The organism is Salinisphaera sp. G21_0, from assembly GCF_017744115.1.
Taxonomy (GTDB): domain Bacteria; phylum Pseudomonadota; class Gammaproteobacteria; order Pseudomonadales; family Endozoicomonadaceae; genus Endozoicomonas.
On the sequence record NZ_JAGHQW010000080.1, the window covers coordinates 1 to 18,675 of the forward strand.

Sequence of the window (18,675 nt, forward strand, 5' to 3'; positions counted from 1 at the left end):
CATTCAAGCCCAGGATCAGGAACAGGCCTTCCCTTGGAACCATCCACCTGAGAGGGATAGCAACGTATCCGAAGGCATGCAGTCGGTTGATCTATACCGGAACAGCGAGACAAAAAGCCCTGCCTATATTCACCCGCAACAACCGCTGAATTTTACCTTTCAGGATCGGGAGTATCAGCCACAAGGCAATGGCTCGGTATTTTTCCAGATTGGTGCTTTTAAAGAAGAAACTGCTGCTGTCCCCATTGATAGCAAACGGTGCTTTACCTTCCAGAGCAACCGAGCAGAAGATCAGCCGGTTATCCTGCCGTGGGGCTTTGGCCAGAAAGCCAAGGATGAAACGGTAACCGGCAACTATGGCGGCGAGACAGACCCCGAGGTCATTGAAAAGCCACAGCCGGAACAGCCAGAGATCAGGGAGAGTTATCTGCTAATGAACATAATCACCGCAGTGGTATTGCCTGCCCGGACACCGCTGGAATTGCCCTCAATGGAAATCAGCCTTGATATTGATAGCTTCTCATGGAGCTTTACCGGGCAGCTGTGGGGCGCTTCCAATATCGCACTGGTGGAACCGGACGAGAACGGTCCGAAGCAGATCGAGGTGGATATAAACGGCTGGAAATGGGTATTCATCATCGAGCGTTACAGTACGGACAGACGCTTCGGGGATGAGCGTTACACCCTCTATGGCAGCAGCCGAACCCAATTGCTCGCATCGCCTTATGCACCGGGACGGAGTAAGAGCAACACCAGTAACCTCAACGCAAAGCAGGCCATTAGTGAAGAACTGGCCAATACCGGCTTTACAGCAATTTATCCTGACCTGAACGACTACAGCACACCGGATTGGGTTATGCCCGGAGGTTCATTCAGCTATCAAAACCAGACCGCCATGCAGGTGGTGGCCAAGGTCGCTACCACAGCCGGGTCAGTGATTATCCCAAGCCGTGATAATGACCAGGTGAGCATTCAGCCACGATACCCGGCCAGCCCTTGGCACTGGAATTCCGCCACAATGGATAAGATCGTTCCGGCCAGTATGGTCATTAGTTTAAGTGCCAACTGGCGACCGGAGCAGGCTTACAATGCAGTCTATGTTTCCGGGACCAATGCTGGCGTGGCAGTCAATGTCAAACGAACAGGCTCCAATGGCAATAACCCGGCTCCTGATATTCTGGAAGACTGGCTTACCGAAACGCAGGTCAATACCGAGCGAGGCCGGAATGAGCTGGCCAAGGGCGGCAACCAGAGCATTACCACCATCGAGCTACCATTGACCGATAACAATACCGCTCCAGGACTAATTGAGCCGGGAATGCTGGTAGAAATTCAGGATATTACAGGAGACTGGCAAGCCCTTTGTCTGGCGACCAGTATCAGTGCTTCAGGAATAGGAAATATTGTTCAATCGGTCGAACTTGAAAGACATTATTTTTAATAACAAACGTCTGCTTTGCTCTGCTATGTTGTAACTATTGACTACTGAATAAAGGGAGCAAGATTATGTATCAATACAAGGATCTGCGTGAGTTCAGAGAGGAATATTGTCAGGAAATAACATTTAAAAATGTCACTATTCATGGCAATGCTGATTATAAACAAGAACTCCCGAACTCCTTTAATGTTTCTTTGACACCAACCTCGCTCAAGCGACTCCAAATGGCATGGATTGCTGTAACCAGTGGAGTAGATATGTCTGGCACACGGATAAGAAGCTACGATGTAAAATCATCGCTTTCAGGGCACAGAGTCAAAGATGCGAGAATACTTATCAGCCAGATAGATCAGAACCATGTCCATTGTGAACTGCAATGCTTTTGTGTCCAGAGCATTTGTTGCTTTATTTCAGAATTAAGACTTCATAACTCGTGGTTTGGAAGAGACTGAAAGATGCCCGGATAGGAGTCTCTCCGGGGCTTTTGTGCCTGCTGGATATGGATGAACAGCAGGCACATTTAAAAGGATAGGAGCCAGAATGGAAGCTAGCAGGACAAAGCGATATGTGGTCAAACATAAGGTGCAAACGTACAAAACAGCATGGCTTGAAGAAGTGTTCACAAGCCCCTGCCAGCGGGAGGCTCAAAGCAGCTACCTATTATTAATCCAAGAGTTTCCAGATAGCTACTTTGAACTTACCAAAGAAATTCAAACCACAAGTTGTCTGGCCTTCACAGCCCAAGGATAATCCATATGGCCACTACTAACATCTGGCAACAGTTCAAGGCGCTGATTCCTGAAGGCGTTCGCATCGTTGCCACCATTACCGGCAACAATGGCAACGGCACCAGTCAGGCAGAGCTTCGGAATGGTTCTGTTATTACAGTAAAGGGGGAGTCAGCTCCTGCGGGACGAAAGGTATTTATTCAGGATGGCGAGATCAAAGGTACTGCGCCGAGTTTGGGGCAGTACGAGGCAGATGTTTGAAAAATCTAAGAATAAAACCCGCCACCTAAGTTTCATGCTGAAACTTCAATAAGCCCCTTTTCCTGGAATTGTATGACGAACACCGCCTTTCGGCTTTTCTACGTCCCCTTTTCTTCGCGGTATCAGGTGTATATGGCAATGAAAGATGGTCTGACCTGCATCTTCACCGCAATTCATACCAATATTGAACCCTGTAATACTTGAATCATCAGCCTGCAGTGCTTCTTTCCGTTGATGCAATAGCTGGTTCAATGAATTTATTTCTGCCTGCCCGAGGTCAAAGTATGTCATGGCATGTCGCTTTGGGATGATCAGAGTATGACCGTCTGTTACAGGAAAACCGTCACGAATTACATACCCAAGGTTATTAGATGCAATAATTCTATCTTGTGGTATTTCACAGAAAAGGCATCCCAATTCCCTATGATCGTATGACTCTCTTACTTTTCGAAAATCAGTATCATCCTTGTTCTGCTTCATAGAGTTACAGGAGTAACAAAGAGCCTGTAAATTGGTCAGATCATCAGATCCACAACAACTTCGAGGAATGATGTGGTCTACTTCAAGAGCCTTATCCTGTGCAGATATTCCACATAGTTCACAATGAAACTTAGCCCTTTTGAGAACTTCATACTTGTCTGTACCACTTATATATCCTGACGACTTCTTCCGGTGAGACCATACAGAGTCACCTCTACTTTCCATGAACTCAATGAGCCTTTGTTGACATAATTGCTTAAGTTTCTGAACTTGAAGTTCTGAAAAAGAGTCAAAACCGTTAAGAGCGTAAGTTTTGCCTTCTTTTTGTACCACACCATTTTTCCTAAGGACCTGCCCTACCATTTTATTGGTGGTACTGGTGTAATAGTCAATCTGGCTTATATCGTTGCTGAGTATGGCTTGTGCTATATCAGCTTGATGACAAGTTCCTCTGTGTTCAAGTAATGTCATAATCATCACAGGCTGATACACATGAGACATTTTCATTTTTTTGGAAATATATTCTTCAAGCTCTTGGTATGTCATATATTACCTACCGCACTTCCATTCTTTTAATTCCTTGAATTTACGTTGCTCATACTCTGACAGAACAAGACCATAACTCTTAACGATGCGAGTGAACCTGAGTACGTACTGACAATGAAAGGATCTGGCAGGTGGTAGCCACTCAAGCATACCTAATGCCCCTTTCTGGCGGTTAACACTGGCTTGAACTGCAAAAAGGTTCACTTCATCATTAGCAAACTTCACTCTCTTTGCCTTCGACCACTTATCAGCCCCATGATCCCAAGCCCATTTAAGAGGCACTAAATGGTCTATATCAACCTGACGGGCTTCATAAAAAGTCTTTCCAGTGTAGGGATCAAGCCATCTACCTCGACTTACAGTACACCGGTTACTACCTGTATCAATAGTGCTGGTACTCTGCTTCATCAGAAGCTCATGTCGAGTGTTAATACAGTCTCTATCTTCATCAGCCCAATTACCAAAATATGAACGATCATATTTTGATGCACTCTGACTGTACGTTGCAGCATTCGATTTTTGGAAGCTTGATCCTTTAGGAAGTCTGCCGCCAGAACTTAAGCAGTCATTGAGAGAATAGAAGGGAGTATAGTTCTTTGTTCTCTCATAATAAGAGCTAGAGGTATCGTGACAGATGCCAGACTTGCTCTTTTTTACCAAGTCAGCACTATTTACAGCAGAACTGAAGAATATCAGAAGTGTTATTAGGAGGTATTTCATCGCTTAACTGTCTATATGTAAAAATCGTTAGTGCGCATCTTACATCAATTGAAAAGCAAAAATCAGGGTATAAAATCATGCCACCTTTACCGTGAATAACGGCAATGGCACAAGTCAGGCAATGCTCCGGGATGGTTCGGTTATTACTGTTAAGGGGGATTCTGTCGATGTTGGGAAGAAGGCATTTATTCAGGATGGGGAGATAAAAGGTACTGCGCCTAGCCTGCCAATCTATGAGGTAGAGATTTGATGGCAATTATCCTGAATCATAAAAAATCATGCTTATAGATTGTTTCTTGTATCAATTATCGATTTTTCAATTTTTCTTTAACTCTTTTGATTATGAGTTTAGTGGTGTTTGTTTTTCGGTAGCTGGCTCGATTATCTTTTAAATTTTGATAGGGTAAAGGCCTGTTCAAATGAGTGTATTGTTCCACGGTTGGATCTATGACTTCAGAATAAGAATTGATTAGCCAGTAATGTGTTATTCCTTTTTCATCTTCTGCTTTCTGTAATTTATACCCATTATTTTTTCCACCGAGTAGATTGTACATTGCCAAACTTGCATGATGACAATGCCCACAATATCGGCTATCAACTCGTCCTGAAAAGTTGTCGGGAATTAAGTCATCTGTTAACTCATCCCTGACAAGATCAAAAATTTTCTGCTCAAATGGACTCAAGACTTATAACCTCCTGACCACACAACTTATCATTAGTTTAATCGGGTATTTTCTGTCAGTTTGCGCACTTTATTGAGTGGTCTATAAGTCAACTGCTTGTTAAGGGAGTTGGCCCGTTCATCATATCGATACAACTGACGAAACAACCCTTCCAACTCCTGAATCTCAGTGGCGCTAATATTGTCCCATACCTCGTAATAGGAAAAGTGCGTCCATTCGCCTTCTCGGTTCCGCTTGTGGCTGAACAAGCGCTTGCGAAGCTTCCCTTCGCTGGACATGCCTACATAAACTACATCGTAGTACTTCCCCTGCTTACGATAGAGAGCATAAATACCCCGAATGCCCTTGGGAACAAGCTGCATACTGGTTTTGCTCTCATCCAGATCTGTAATGGGGCGATATTCCAAAGCAGACTTGATCAGGCGCATTGGGCTTTTCAAAGTTTGCTAATCCTTTATGAGCCTTGGTTTCTATTGGTAACGGAAGATTAGATTAATTCTTGATGGATGAGCTTATGATGCCATGATCGGAGCTGCGCCGAATCTGGCGCAGTATGAGATGGAGGTTTGAACCGGTTGATTGAGATTCAGTAAAGTTCACACTTCAGCCTATGCGCTACAAAAACTCTTTGTTTACCAGCTCTCAGATCCTATACCCAAGAAAAATGAGGTCAGCCCAAAAACAAAAAATAGCCCAGTCAAAAGACAATATTTGATAACAAACCCAAGTGTCAGTTCCTGGGCAACAAGCTTGGTGATACCGCCAATAATTAGCTTAAAGGCAAAGTAACCTGCAGTGAGAAAGAATCCCCAAGCGACCAAATTAAATGTGAACTGCAAATCCATTACCAATCTCCCTTCGGCAGCCAGCGATTATTTTTCTTCAATAACGCCACAAATGATTTCAGAGAACAGATTCCCGTCATCAACCACAAAACCTATGCTGCCGCGATAGGTGTAATATTTCTCTCGGGCAGCTTCATCCTTCGGATCAAAGACTTGTATCGTAGCAAAGATCGTATCAGTCCCTTCCTCAACCAGAACCCCGTCATGGTACAGGCTTGTGAGATACGACAGGAACTCACTTGAATAATCATCGTAGTCGCTTCGATATCGGGTTTTAAAATTCTGACCCGAGTGAACCGGCAACTCCATGATTAACTCACCCTCACAAACTATTCTTCCCTGTCTCTTTCGGTGGTTGTAAACAATATCAAGAGCACTCATGCATAATTCCTTTCACGCAGTTGGTTATTATTGATTTCTGTCTATCCAGATAAAATTATCCTGGATAAGCTTCTGCTCACCCGACCAACGATAAGCCACCAGCCTTCCTCCGGGGCGGGCAACGCTGTAGTCAACACAGGCAACGTGGTCACTCAATGGCCTGGGCTGTTCCCTCATCCAGTAATGCCCTACAAATAACGGTACTGTATCCGTATAGCGGTAACTTTGTTCGGGTAGTGGAGAGTTGGGTAATTCTGCCTGACCTGTCCCAATGGTTGCATTGGACCAGTGTGTGGCTTGTTCATCCCACCAGCGAATCCGAGCTGCGGTTCGTGGATTCCCCTTTTTGTCTTTGAAACTGAGCCCACGGGGTAATTCCAGCTCAATCCCTTTCAATAGGTACTCTATCGCATAGTACAGCGCGTGTGATTTATCTGAGGCCTGAGCATAAGCATCTGATGCCAGGCAGTTATTTGCATCGAGATATGGCACAACAACAGGAAAGCTAGGGTGATGCCAAACAGCATGCACGATTCTCAACTCACCCAGATCGAGAAACAAAGGCAATGTCTTAAACCAGTTAATTGCCTCCTGATGAACGCTGGACTGGAATGGAAGCTCCGCGATAAATTCTGAATGATCCCTGATATTCTTTTGGTTATGGGGGCGAAGGAAGTCACCAGAGCCATCCGGTATCGAATAGCAGATGGCATTAAACTCATGGTTTCCCATTACAGCCAGTGCTGCTTTTTCTTCGACCATTGAACGACAGATATCAACAGTTTTGCGGTGCTGCCCCACCCCATCAATAAAATCACCAACAAAAATAACCTTTCGTTCAGGATGGCGATAGGCTGAATTGTGCTTTTCATAGCCAAGCTTGAGTAGCAGGGATTCCAGCTCATCAGCTCGGCCATGAATATCTCCAATAATGTCGTACATTCTTATTCTCATTGTTTTACGGAGGAGTAGGTAGATTATCAGAGTCAATCTGATGAAAGAAAACCAATGAACTGCTCATGGTCAAGGCCATAGCCCCAGTCGGGAAGGTGCTCATCAATAAACTGCTCCACAAGCTCACTGGATTGCCTACTCTGCTGGAATGCTTGATCACTAATAGCCTTGAGTGATTTCTGATACTCCTTTTGATCCAGCTGACCAGCCTTAAACTGTTGCTTCAGCTCTGGCTTTTTCGCTAATAGTTCAGCCTGGCAGGTTTTATTCTGTGACAATGAGGATAGAAGTGTTTCAACTTCCGCTACCAGTGAATGCCGCTTCGCACTCAATAGCTTGAGATCTTGATAGAGTGTGGTAATCAGTTCTGCTGCGACTTCGTCCCCGATTTCCAGATAATTACGACTGGCTCTGGCAAAAGTCGGCACATAACGATCAGCTCTGTATCCAGAGAAGGGAGAGGTTATCTCTACGATGATGCCAGAACGGGAAAGGTCGGTGATGATACCGGAGATAGGCTGACCATCAATGGTCAATGAAATGCTTTTATCCATTTTTTTCATTCCTCTTTAGCGAGATTTGTTAAGCGCCTGCAAGTGGGAGTAAATTGGCGCTGTACTTTTAGGCTAATACATTCTGTACAAGAGGTCAAAAATGACCTTGGTAAAGATAGTGTTCCGGTAGACGGAGTTGAAATTTCAGAGCTACTCCCGAAATGAACACCTTAAGTGGCATTCAATCAAGCCTAATACTGACTGAGCAAAAGATTATTCTGGCAAATAATCAAGATACCATGCCCATTTTTCGGACTTACTAAAGTCCCTGGGATCAGGTGAGCCATGGAATCTGGAGTGATATACTGGCAATAAATCTCGCCTCTTATTTGTCAGATAATGCAACATAAACCTACCAGTAGTAGTGAAGTCTTCTACCCCTTCCATCCTGAATGTTCTTAGAAGAAAATTAGCACATCGGTCAAGACCACCGGTTAATTCGTACCATTTCACAACCGCTAATGAAATAGCCAGCTGTCGTTCAATAACAGATAACCAATCATGATCAGTGTTTTTCAATTCAAAAACTTCAAACATCTGATTCATTAAAGATGTTTGAACCATGCATCCTACGGCATTTTGGAAGGAATTGAAGTAACGATGATATCCTCTGCCTCATTTTGGATGCAGATTGCAAACCAGTCTGGGCAAATTGACGATGTATTACTATCAGGGCTATTGTAGCTACCAACATAGCCAAAATGATAAATATCATTGGCTATTTTAGACTCACAAATCTCCTGTTTAAACTGCTCTGAAAAAACAGTAAAAACATCATCCAGACTACTGCAATTTTCAAAGCATGGAAGTAAATCAAAAAGATTTTCTGAAATAGGTTCCAATGAGTCCAGAAACTCTTCAGCGGTAGCCGGAAGCTTGTGATTATATATTTCGCCAGCCACTTCTCCGGCGATTTCCCTGTATGTCTGTGCCATGAAAGTTTCCCGATAACTCACTGAACGAAAGCGTCAACTCAAATTATCGGGAAAACAGAATGTTGCTTTATGCTTGCAGGCAGGTTTCTCCTGCGACAAGGCTTCAGTTAAACCTCGGCTTCCAGCAAATCCCCATGCTCCACCAGCCAGGCTTTGGCACGCTCATAATTGGGCACCTGAGCTTTGACAATCAGCCAGAAGGTGGGCGTGTGATTGGCTTCCAGCAAGTGCGCCAGCTCATGGGCGATAATGTAGCGGATCACAAACAACGGCGCCTTAATCAACCGCCAGTTAAAGTTAAGGTTATCTTTAGCCGTACAGGAGGCCCACCGCATCTTAAGATTCGAGACCATCACCTGGTTGAACTGAACCCCCATTGCCCCCGCCATGGTTTCCACCAATACCGGTATCCGCTCTTTGGCCTTTTCTACATACCAGGCCTGGAAGAGTTCCGGCGCATTATCCTGCTGTGATTTGGATAGATAAAACTTATCGGAAAAGGTAATCCCCGAAACAGCCTGATCCGCCACCACTTTCAGCGGGTAGTAATGCCCCAGGTAAGAGATGGATGTGCCAGAGACAAAATCCTTTTTGGCCTTGGTGTCGTATTTTTGGCCATGGTTGATTTTCTGGTAAAGCCAAAACCGTTTTTTCTCTACAGCTCTGGCGATCTGCTCATCGGTTACATGGTAGGGAGCCCGGACAACGATGGAACGATCCCTCTCAACGCTTATCTGTAACGACTTCCTGTCGGTCCGTACCACCGTGTAATCGATTTTCACCCAGACTCCTTAGCATTATTAATATTTAGTCACTGTACAAAATAGTATCGCGACTGGAAATTGCACGTTCCATTAACCGGGAAATAATCTGGTCTTTTTTGGCAAGCAGCTCTCTCCATCGAAAAAATTCTGCAGACTGGATAACCTCCAGCAAGAACCCTTTCAGCTTATTCTTGGCCGCAGGGCTGTCCATAAAGCCGACATTCTTCAGTTCCCGCTCAATATGGTTATAAAGCTGCTGAGTCAGATTCACCAGCCGGGAGATATCATCCTCAGTAAGCGTTTCGTCACCGTGCAGCTCCTGCTTGAGAATGCGGAAAAAGGGCATCTGTTTACGGCGGTGCAAGCCATAGGTTGGCTCCTTTTTTGCCGCCAGAATTTTCTTCCGCAACTCTTCCAACCGTCGATAGACTTCATCCCAGTTGTCAGAGAACTGTTCCAGAATTCGCTCCAGCTCTTCCGCAAACGATGCCATTAACGCCGGATCATCGTCGATATGTACATCAATATGGTGACGAATAGCGTGCTCAATACCCGCTGCCTTGGTTGTCGTCTTTTTCCGTTTCCCCATCTCATCTTCAAAGGCCTGATCAAAGATGGAAATCGGCTCAACCCGGGTTTCAATCCCCCTGGACTGCAAATGCTGGTCAGTAATGGCCCGCAGTTTTTTCGGTACGCCATCCAGATCAATTCGGTGATCGCTGAAGTGTCCCATGGCCTGAGCATTAATCTCGGCAAAGGCCTTGTAATCCCTGTCGTACTTCAGGGCTTCCTTGGCAGGCAAGACCTGTGAGTAAGCTTTGGCAAATGTTTTAAACAGCGTAACGTACTGGAAACACAAGTCCTCGTCATAAAACAGGTCGTAAAAGGCATCCAGGCTATCCAGCGATTGAATACCCTGCTTGCCAATAAAGGCCATAATCTCTTTATGCGCCTGTTCCAGCCGGTTCAGGTCTTCACCGCTGGTATCCACCACATCGGTAAATTCCTTCTGTTCCTTCTCATCAAAGTCCTTCAGCGCATCGGCAAGATGGTGGCCAATGCCCACATAATCCACCACAAAGCCGGTATCTTTGTCCTGGTTATAGACCCGGTTGGTCCGGGCGATGGCCTGCAACAGGTTATGGGCAGAAATCGTCCGATCAAGATAAAGCACCTGTTCAATGGGCGCATCAAAGCCGGTCAGCCACATATTCTGGACAATCACAAAACCAATATCCCCCGTTATGCCTTCATCCTCTTTGCCAAAGGGCAGTTTGAAACTGCGCCGAATCCGTTTGTGATCTTTCGGATCGGTATGCTCCTTCAAGTGTGGCTCATCATTCTGACTGCCAGAGATAACCACAGCGGCTTTGACTTTACGCAGCTGTTCAAGGTCCAGGCTCAGGGGATTGTCTTTTTCCAGCTCGGCAACCTTGGTACTCAGGGCTTTCTCAATCGCCCCTTTATAACGATGCGCCGCCTCCCGGGAGTACGCGACCACCTGCGCCTTAAAGCCATTGGGGTATACCTGTTCGATATAGTGGTTCACCATATCCCTGGCTTTATCTTCAATCACCGGCAGTGCTTCAAGGTAAGACTCTTTGGTTTTGTAACCGAGAATTTGCAGCCGTGCCGCCAGGTTGTAATCGCTGAATACATCGGCAAACTTCTGGTCCATCCCTTTTTTGTCGGTCACGTCTGCTTTATTAGTGCGACCTTCATAAACAATGCCCAGGGTTACCCCGTCTTCCTTGGCCTGGCGCATGGTGTAGCGGTCAATATAGTCAAGGTAACGCTTCTCGGTCTTATCAGTGGGCGTGCCGGTATAGCCAATATGAGTAGCATTAGGCAATGCCTTATCCAGATTGGCCGCCAGTTTGGAAAACTGCGAACGGTGCGCCTCATCGGTCATCACCAGAATGCGGTCGCTGGTATTCAGTTCGTCAAAGGCCGCATCCAACTCCTTATCCTGAAACTTATGGATCATCGCCATATTCAGGTCAGAGTTGGTATTGGCCAGCAGCTTTTTCAATGCATCAATGCTGTCCGCTTTATTAACCTTGAACTTCACGCCTTTGCTGGTGTCGTGCAGCTGTTCTTCCAGCTGGGTACGGTCGGTGACAAAAATAATTTTCCAGTTACACAGCTCCGGGTGCAGGTACATCTCTCGCACCATAAACATCATGGTCAGGGACTTACCGGAACCCTGGGTATGCCAGATAATGCCACTGCGCTGTTTGGGGGTTTTGCGTTCCAGCAATCGCTGGACCGACAGCTTCACCGCCCGAAATTGCTGATAACGACCAACAATCTTGATGGTCTCGCCGGTATCGGTGGAGGTGAACAGTGTAAAAGTCTGGATCAGGCTCAGCAGATTGGCTTTGGTAAACATACCGCATACCAGGCGCTGCTGGGCATTGGGTGGCGCACCTTCTTCGGAATCCAGATCGTTTAAATCAGCGGGGAACGGATCAGACCAGCTGTAAAAGTGCTTTTCGGTTTGGGTGGTAATGGTGCCGAACTTAGCCTTATTCCGGCAGGTGGCCACCAGAATCTGGTTGTAGTAGAACAGTGTCCGATTACCTTCCCGGGTGCCGCTGTCGTTATCCCGCTGTTCGCTGTAGCGCATCAGCTGTTTGATCGCTTCCGGAATCGGCTGTTTTCCTTTGATTCGGGGCGATTTACACTCAATCACCACCAGCGGCAGGCCATTAACAAACAGAATAATATCCGGGTAGAACGGTTTATCCGTGCCCGGAATTCTTACTTTCAGCTGAGAGATCGCCAGAAAATTATTGTTGTCCAGACCACCGGCAGAAAAATCCATAAAACGCACCGTTGGATTTTTTACCCCGGTTTGCCGGTTTTCAGAAACCGAGCTGCCTTCCAACAGCAGCTCCAGTACCCGCTGGTTATTTTTAATCAGGTCATTGCCACTGAACTGAGTGATCTCGGTCACCAGCTCATCCACCTGATCCGCTTCCAGCCAGGGGTTAATGGCCCGCAACGCCTGACGCAATCGGTCTTGTAACACCACCTCCGCACAGTCAGTACGCCCGGTCTCTTCTGGCGATTGGCCCAGGTTAAGATACTTGGTTTCCCAACCCAACCCTTCCAGCTGTTTCATAAAGGGCTTTTCAACCCAGGGGATTTCATGCGAGGTACGGAGGTCTTCCTTTTTGGACATGATATTATTCCTTATGGAGATAAATAATATTTAGACACTTAAATTTGAAATAAGTTTATCCAGATCAAGCTGACTGATATCTTTCTGGCCGGAGAGGAGGTCTTGCATCAGACCTTTTTTTATCCTCTGGCTCTTTGAAAGTTTTATTTCCAAGGAGCTGATTTGGTGATTAATTCCTTTAATGGCATCTAAAATACGTTCCTGCTCCTTAGTGGGAGGTTTGGGGAATTTAAAGTCTCTTACCTCTTTAACATTGAGGTGAGGGTTGGTTGTACCAGCACATATCTGGTCAAATATTGATTTCGCGGCATTGGAATAGATGAAAGTGACAAGAAATTCACCAATGTATTCTGAAGCATTCGGCCTGATTAACATCACCCGTTGGCCAAGGCAGATTTTCATTCCGGTAGGTATGACAAATGCCTCGCCAACAGGAGCTTCACGGGTGAAGATAATATCACCAGCTTGAGGTTCCAAGCGTGTAGTTCTCGTTTGATATTCACTTTCACTCACATAAGAGGCTTTTGTGTCCTGAAAACGTCCATTTTTGATGTTAAAGGTTCTGGCAACAAGTACCCCATCGTTGGTGAATTTTGGTGTTGTGTGAGGGCAGTCAACGACATCAAGTGATGCTTTCTCAATACTGGTAACATCCCACTCCACCGGAATCCTGCCCAAAGGTGAGTCCTTAAACTCATGGGTAGCTTCCGATCGAATATTGCCCTGCTCATCAATCCCTTTGGTCAGCAAGTCCTGCATCAGTCCGGTTTTGATGCGCTGTTGTTTGGCCAGCTTCGATTCGTATAGACGAATCAGGTCATTGATCGAGGTGATTACACGAGCAATTTTTTTTTGAACAACCTCATCCTCAGGAACTTCCACAAAAAAAGCATGAAGTTCCTTACGAGTAATGTGCTGCATGGTTGATCCATGAGCAGCATTGGTCAGCTTGGGCAGGTTGTACTCAATCAGATATTTCAAGAAATGTTTGTCGATACCCGGCTTGGGTACAACCTTGAATAAATGCTGATTAAGGGCTGACTTCCCATGACACCAGATATCAAGGAATAGCGAAGCACTCCAAGAGAAGATGAGGTCACCATTATCGATGATGTTATGCTCTGGCAATACACCATCATAATGGTCATCTATGGCTTTTGGATTTTTCAATTGCTCAATTCTGATAACCGGCAGACCATCCTTGCCCAGCTGTGCAGGTTTGAACGCATAGCCATTAATGTAGTCGGCAAGCTCGATAAGCCGTTTCTTGGATAAATTCATGGCTTACTCCGCATAACCTAAGTTCGTGAAGATCTTGCCGAGGCTTTGCTCTGCTTCCAGGCAAATCGCATCCAAACGATCAGAGGAGAGTGCGTATTTATCCCACAAACTTTCAATCTTATTTGTAAGGATACGGCGCTCTGCATTCAAATATCTAACCAGCTCGTTATTAATAAGGTCATGCAGTTTCTTCAGAATCAGTTCCCGAGCCTCACTATCCGTCACCTGACCACCAATCGCCTCAAACAGCGTATCCAGCTGTTTCTGCTTATCATTCAACAGGCCGATATCTTTCAATAGTGCATTGTGCTGCTTTTTCAGAGAACCTAGCAGCTTGGTAATCTCTTTCAGGGTTTTGGTCAGATTTCTATCGCCTTTGGCCTCCTTTTTGGAGGTGTCCAGCTGCTTCTGCAGGTCTTTGAAATCCTCAAATGCTGGGAATAAGTATTTCCAGGGTTCGATCAGCTCCCGCACTTCAATTTCTACCTTGTTAAGCTGCTGGTCTGCGGATTTCAAAGACCGCTTGTAGCGGGCACTTTCCTCTTCCGTACCGTAACGCTTCAGCTCGATTTTCAACTCCAGCAGTTGCTGCTTGGTCTTAATGGACTCTTTGATTTTCTTAACCTTGGCTTCCAGACGTTTCAGGTCGCTTAACTGACTTTCCAGTGTTTGCTGCTCAGCGGTTGCCCGGGCGCTGCCATCGGCCATCAGGTTTTTAATCTGCTTGTTTAGGTACGTTTTTAGTTTGGAGACCGTGACGCTTTCATCTTCGTCCGCATCGTAGTCTACGGCTTGAATAGCTTCATCCAGAGCACTGTCGGCCTCGCTGAGCTGACCTTCCAGTTGATTCAGTTCGGCCACTTCTTCCTGGAAAAAACGCTCAATCAGGTACTGGTCAGGAATCAGACCCGGATACCAACCTGTAGCGACAATGGTTTTCAGGTCGTAACGGATATTGAGCCACCAGTTAACGAAGATGCCCCGTACCTGAAACTCATCCAGCACATTGATCGGCTGTAATTTTTCCCGCAGGCTGGTGAGCAACTCCCGTCGTACATCCGGCAGTCGTGCCGCCGTTGCTGTGGTCTCGCCTTCTGCTCCACCGTTAATTGGTGCCAGCTTGGCAAAGTCATCTCTGGCCACCTGCCACCACTGCTCGGTCTCTTTATGCATGGTGTCGTAGGTTTTGGTGACACTGGCATCGGCTTCAATCACCGCTTTAATGGCCGGCTTTTGCTGTACCTTATCATTAAAATAGCGATAGCCATTTTGCTCAGCGGTAAAGAGATGGTTGTTGTCAAAATGGAACTTGGCAAACTGTGGCTGGATTGCATGGATTTCCGTCACCGGTAAACCACCCACCAGGTGGGCTTTAACATCCTCCGGCTCTTCCGGTGGTGTATTATCCACGTAGCGACGTATATTCAGGTTGTAGTCGTTGCGCTTAATTTCGTTCAGTTCCACCAGACGGGAGTAGCGGGAAATTTCCCGACGCTCATGGAACACGGTATCAATCTTTTCGATATCTTCCGGCCGCAGTCGGTTACGGGCTTTCTCTTCAGCGTATTCCGCATCGGCATTGATAAACAGGATTTTATCCCGCATATCGTCGGCCTTGTCGTTATTGATCACGATAATACAGGCGGGAATCCCCGTACCGTAAAAAAGGCCGCTGGGCACACTGATAATGGCTTCGATGATGTTTTCATCCACCATTCGTTCCCGGATCACCGCTTCCTGACCACCTCGGAACAGCACACCGTGGGGCATAACCGTAGCCATCAAGCCTTGACCGGAAAGGCTGGCCACCATGTGTTGCACAAACATCAGGTCGGCTTTTTTCTTTTCCGGCGCATCGCCAAAACGGAATCGCTCCGGCTTATTCAGGCTCTCCTTGCTGTAGTTCATGGCAAAGGGAGGATTGGCTAAAATCCGGTCAAAGGTTTTCAGTCGGCCACCTTCGATATGCAGCGGGTTCTCCAGCGTATCGCCATTCTCAATCCGTGGATTGGGAATGTTGTGCATAATCAGGTTCATAATGCTGATGGCCCAGACCATTGGGTCCAGCTCTTGACCGTACAGGCCGAGGTTTTCTACATCCTGCCCCTGTTCCTCCACATACTGATGAGACTGGATCAACATACCGCCAGCACCGCAGGTGGGGTCGTAGACGGTCATGCCTTCTTCCGGTCTGACCAGTTGCACCATCAGCCTTACCACTTCTGCGGGGGTATAGAATTCCCCGCCTTTTTTACCGGCAGAGTCGGCAAAGTATTTGATCAGGTATTCGTAGGCCGCGCCCAGCAGATCAGGGAACTCGAAATTATCGTTGACCAGTTTGAACTCCGGATCATTAAAGTGATCCAGCAGCTGCTTCCAGCGTTCATCGGGCACCCGGCTTTTGTTCTTGCCTTTTTTGGCGTTGAAGGTGACGTTGTTTTTCAGAACGTCTTCGAGAACACCGGTTTCATCTTTTTCTTCAATGGCGGCCAGGGCAATATCCAGCTCTTCACCGATATTGGTTTTCAGGTCTTTCAGGGCTGGACGGGTGATACCAAGCTTGTTGGTATAGGGTTCGTTCCAGCGGGATTCTGGCGGCACAAAAAAAGTCGGCGTGTAGTTGGCTGGTGACTCAAGAATATCATTCAGCTGTTCTGTCATGCCTTCATCTTCAAAGTGCTGATATTTCTTCTTCAGCTGTTCCCGTTTGACCTCAAACTCATCGGACATCCGCTTGATAAACAGCATGCCAAAGATGAACTCTTTATACTCGGAGGCCTGCATATTGCCACGCAGAATATCCGCCGCCTGCTCAAGAAATTTTTCAAGCTGACCCAGTGTAATTTTTGACTTTTGAGGCATAGTCGATCCGTTTGGTGTTTCAGCAACCACTGGGGCGCCTGGAAGAAAAGGTGTTACTTCCCGTGGAAATACCACGCTATTGGTCAGCGAGGCATGGCTAACCTCGGTGACGGTGCAGGGAAGCGATGTAAAATTTCTCTATTCTACGCTGTGAGGATTTGAGGCGGTAGTCCTGTCTTTGCGCAGTGGGATGTAGAAAAAAATTTGGGAAATTGGCTTGCATGCGACACAACTCGTCGCAGGGCTGTTTTATGATGGGATTCTGAAACGGGAAAGCGTTGCCGAACGGCGATGAAGTGAGCTTTCTATGCTACACCTGTTTTGCGGAGTCTGACAATAACATGAATAAACGACAATCTTCTCTGGAAACCACCATTCTCATCATTGAGTTACTGAAACGCATCCCCAAAAGCTGGTGGATTACTGCTCAACAGCTGAAACAACAGCTGGCCGAGATTGGACTGGACCGGGATATCCACACCATTCAGCGGCATCTGAAATCGTTGGCGGAGAGCAATCATTTCCCCATTGATATGGATGATCGCAGTAAACCTTATGGCTACCGTTGGAACCAGCAGGCTGTGGGCTTTACCGTGAACGCCCTGAGTATTCAGGAGTCGCTGATCCTGCAAATGGCGCACAAGACCTTGAAGAACCTGCTGCCCAGCAGTTTGATGGATTCCATGTCTGGCTTTTTTGAAGAGGCCAACCGAAATATCAGCCATGCCCAGGACCCCGCCAAGGAGATTCAGTGGTTATCCAAGGTGGTGGTGGCACCTGAGACGCAGCCATTGTTACCGCCCGAGTTACAACCAGATGTCTTCAATGAAGTCAGCTGTGCTCTCTACAACAACTACTGGCTGGATATTGCCTACAGGAATGCTGGTGGAGAGGTAAAAGAAAAAACCGTCATGCCCCTGGGGCTGGCTCAACAAGGGCCTCGGTTGTACCTGGTCTGTCGGTTCAAGGGTTATGACAATGAACGGAATCTGGCCATGCACAGGATGCTATCCGCTCGCTCAACCTCTATGACTTTTGAGCGACCAGAGGAGTTTGACCTTAAGCAATACAACGATGAGGCGCGGTTCTCATTTGGGGAAGGCCGAAAAGTTAAGCTTTCATTTCGCGTTGATAAAGAAGCAGGGCTTCATATTCTGGAATCCAGACTATCTGAAGATCAAACGTACATTGAGCATAAGGACTGCTATGAAATCAGTGCCACAGCTATGGACTCACTCCAGCTCAAGTTCTGGATTAATGGTTTCGGTAAGGATGCCTGGGACATTGATTACCAGCCAGTTGATGAGGAAATAACTGAATAAATCAGTCTGGTTATCCGTCACTCAAATTTTAAACATAACAATAAGGACAATGTTATGATGGAAGATTATATCAAGGAGTACTTTCAGCACTTTGGAGTAACACCTGAGATTCAGGAGGTCACCCTTCATCCTCTTCCCGCATCTATCCAAAAGCTGGATATTCCGGTTACTCCCCATAACAGTTACAAGACAGCAGCTGACTATCTGCTCAACCTGCATGAACAGGACTTTGATGACATACACTATGTGCTTGGCATCAGCCGTGATCATTGCCTCTTTGGTAAAGCGGTTATTCGTGTAGGGGATGATTACTACGACCCGACAGTTATCGGCAAAAACTGCTTTCTGCCGAAAGAGCAGTTCGTCAGCATTTACGAGATGCCAGTGAACGACCTGAAGGACTTTATGGTGGAGCATGATAATGAGCTACCGTCTATTCTGAACCTGAAAGTCGTGGAAATGCTGAGCCAGAGTTAATCACAAATGGCAGTCAGGGTTTGACTTTCTCGAAGCTGGTAAAAACAAGCTCAAACCCTGCTGCAACGCCGCCTCAAAGATATCAATTTCATATCAATAAGTTATAAATCATTATATTGATTCTTGTATTAAGGAATCTGCTGTGAAACTGGCTGTAGAATCCAATCAGCCAGTAACTGATACCGCTAGAGATCTTGGTGTTAACGCTAACACCTTGCATACCTGGATTGGTAAGTATCATCGCCCTAAGGCATCTG

21 protein-coding genes are annotated in these 18,675 nt (G+C 46.4%); 7 read left to right on the forward strand and 14 right to left on the reverse strand.

Features of this window, described 5'->3' with window-relative positions:
* From J7439_RS23125 to J7439_RS23135, 3 genes are all read left to right on the forward strand, one after another.
* On the forward strand, nt 1-1,441 hold a 1,441-nt coding region (locus J7439_RS23125), incomplete at its 5' end, for a hypothetical protein (RefSeq protein WP_209204416.1).
* A 65-nt stretch (nt 1,442-1,506) separates the two neighbouring features.
* The gene (locus J7439_RS23130) at nt 1,507-1,890 is read left to right on the forward strand and encodes a hypothetical protein (protein WP_209204417.1); all 384 of its coding nucleotides are present in this window, start codon (nt 1,507-1,509) and stop codon (nt 1,888-1,890) included.
* Nucleotides 1,891-2,193: 303 nt separating this feature from the next.
* Entirely contained in the window at nt 2,194-2,427 is a 234-nt protein-coding gene (locus tag J7439_RS23135; protein WP_209204418.1) for a hypothetical protein, read from the forward strand.
* A gap of 45 nt (nt 2,428-2,472) precedes the next feature.
* On the opposite strand, the gene J7439_RS23140 is transcribed toward J7439_RS23135, so the two are convergent.
* Nucleotides 2,473-3,453 carry an HIT family protein gene (locus tag J7439_RS23140; RefSeq protein ID WP_209204419.1) on the reverse strand — a complete coding sequence of 327 codons (981 nt, stop codon included), beginning with the start codon at nt 3,451-3,453 and terminating at the stop codon, nt 2,473-2,475.
* A 3-nt stretch (nt 3,454-3,456) separates the two neighbouring features.
* Nucleotides 3,457-4,173, reverse strand: coding sequence for an HNH endonuclease family protein (locus J7439_RS23145; protein WP_209204420.1), 717 nt, complete (start codon nt 4,171-4,173; stop codon nt 3,457-3,459).
* A 91-nt stretch (nt 4,174-4,264) separates the two neighbouring features.
* On the opposite strand from J7439_RS23145, the gene J7439_RS23150 reads away from it, so the two are divergent.
* A complete protein-coding gene (locus J7439_RS23150) occupies nt 4,265-4,423 on the forward strand; it encodes a hypothetical protein (protein ID WP_209204421.1) in 159 nt (52 codons plus the stop codon).
* 55 nt (nt 4,424-4,478) lie between these two features.
* On the opposite strand, the gene J7439_RS23155 is transcribed toward J7439_RS23150, so the two are convergent.
* From J7439_RS23155 to J7439_RS23210, 12 genes are all read right to left on the reverse strand, one after another.
* Nucleotides 4,479-4,856, reverse strand: coding sequence for a hypothetical protein (locus J7439_RS23155; protein ID WP_209204422.1), 378 nt, complete (start codon nt 4,854-4,856; stop codon nt 4,479-4,481).
* 32 nt (nt 4,857-4,888) lie between these two features.
* A complete protein-coding gene (locus J7439_RS23160; RefSeq protein ID WP_209204423.1) occupies nt 4,889-5,296 on the reverse strand; it encodes a GIY-YIG nuclease family protein in 408 nt (135 codons plus the stop codon).
* Nucleotides 5,297-5,488: 192 nt separating this feature from the next.
* Nucleotides 5,489-5,701: a hypothetical protein gene (locus J7439_RS23165; protein ID WP_209204424.1), complete on the reverse strand. Its 213-nt coding sequence runs from the start codon at nt 5,699-5,701 to the stop codon at nt 5,489-5,491.
* Between the two features lie 27 nt (nt 5,702-5,728).
* Nucleotides 5,729-6,082 carry a hypothetical protein gene (locus J7439_RS23170; protein WP_209204425.1) on the reverse strand — a complete coding sequence of 118 codons (354 nt, stop codon included), beginning with the start codon at nt 6,080-6,082 and terminating at the stop codon, nt 5,729-5,731.
* Between the two features lie 27 nt (nt 6,083-6,109).
* Nucleotides 6,110-7,024: a metallophosphoesterase gene (locus tag J7439_RS23175; protein WP_209204426.1), complete on the reverse strand. Its 915-nt coding sequence runs from the start codon at nt 7,022-7,024 to the stop codon at nt 6,110-6,112.
* A gap of 44 nt (nt 7,025-7,068) precedes the next feature.
* On the reverse strand, nt 7,069-7,590 hold the full coding sequence (locus tag J7439_RS23180; RefSeq protein WP_209204427.1) for a hypothetical protein: 522 nt from the start codon (nt 7,588-7,590) through the stop codon (nt 7,069-7,071).
* Between the two features lie 213 nt (nt 7,591-7,803).
* A complete protein-coding gene (locus J7439_RS23185) occupies nt 7,804-8,154 on the reverse strand; it encodes a hypothetical protein (RefSeq protein ID WP_209204428.1) in 351 nt (116 codons plus the stop codon).
* 5 nt (nt 8,155-8,159) lie between these two features.
* On the reverse strand, nt 8,160-8,525 hold the full coding sequence (locus J7439_RS23190) for a hypothetical protein (protein ID WP_209204429.1): 366 nt from the start codon (nt 8,523-8,525) through the stop codon (nt 8,160-8,162).
* 107 nt (nt 8,526-8,632) lie between these two features.
* Nucleotides 8,633-9,307: a M48 family metallopeptidase gene (locus J7439_RS23195; protein WP_209204430.1), complete on the reverse strand. Its 675-nt coding sequence runs from the start codon at nt 9,305-9,307 to the stop codon at nt 8,633-8,635.
* A 25-nt stretch (nt 9,308-9,332) separates the two neighbouring features.
* Nucleotides 9,333-12,476: a type I restriction endonuclease subunit R gene (locus J7439_RS23200; protein WP_209204431.1), complete on the reverse strand. Its 3,144-nt coding sequence runs from the start codon at nt 12,474-12,476 to the stop codon at nt 9,333-9,335.
* 30 nt (nt 12,477-12,506) lie between these two features.
* Nucleotides 12,507-13,757 (reverse strand): restriction endonuclease subunit S, encoded by a 1,251-nt coding sequence (locus tag J7439_RS23205; RefSeq protein ID WP_209204432.1) that lies wholly within the window; start codon nt 13,755-13,757, stop codon nt 12,507-12,509.
* Between the two features lie 3 nt (nt 13,758-13,760).
* Entirely contained in the window at nt 13,761-16,619 is a 2,859-nt protein-coding gene (locus tag J7439_RS23210) for a type I restriction-modification system subunit M (protein ID WP_209204433.1), read from the reverse strand.
* Between the two features lie 341 nt (nt 16,620-16,960).
* Between J7439_RS23210 and J7439_RS23215 the strand changes: the two genes are divergently transcribed.
* The 3 genes from J7439_RS23215 to J7439_RS27335 all read left to right on the forward strand — a co-directional run.
* Nucleotides 16,961-17,941 carry a helix-turn-helix transcriptional regulator gene (locus J7439_RS23215; RefSeq protein ID WP_209204434.1) on the forward strand — a complete coding sequence of 327 codons (981 nt, stop codon included), beginning with the start codon at nt 16,961-16,963 and terminating at the stop codon, nt 17,939-17,941.
* Between the two features lie 54 nt (nt 17,942-17,995).
* On the forward strand, nt 17,996-18,418 hold the full coding sequence (locus J7439_RS23220) for a hypothetical protein (protein ID WP_209204435.1): 423 nt from the start codon (nt 17,996-17,998) through the stop codon (nt 18,416-18,418).
* Between the two features lie 103 nt (nt 18,419-18,521).
* A partial coding sequence (locus tag J7439_RS27335) for a transposase (protein WP_209204436.1) occupies nt 18,522-18,675 on the forward strand: 154 nt, incomplete at its 3' end.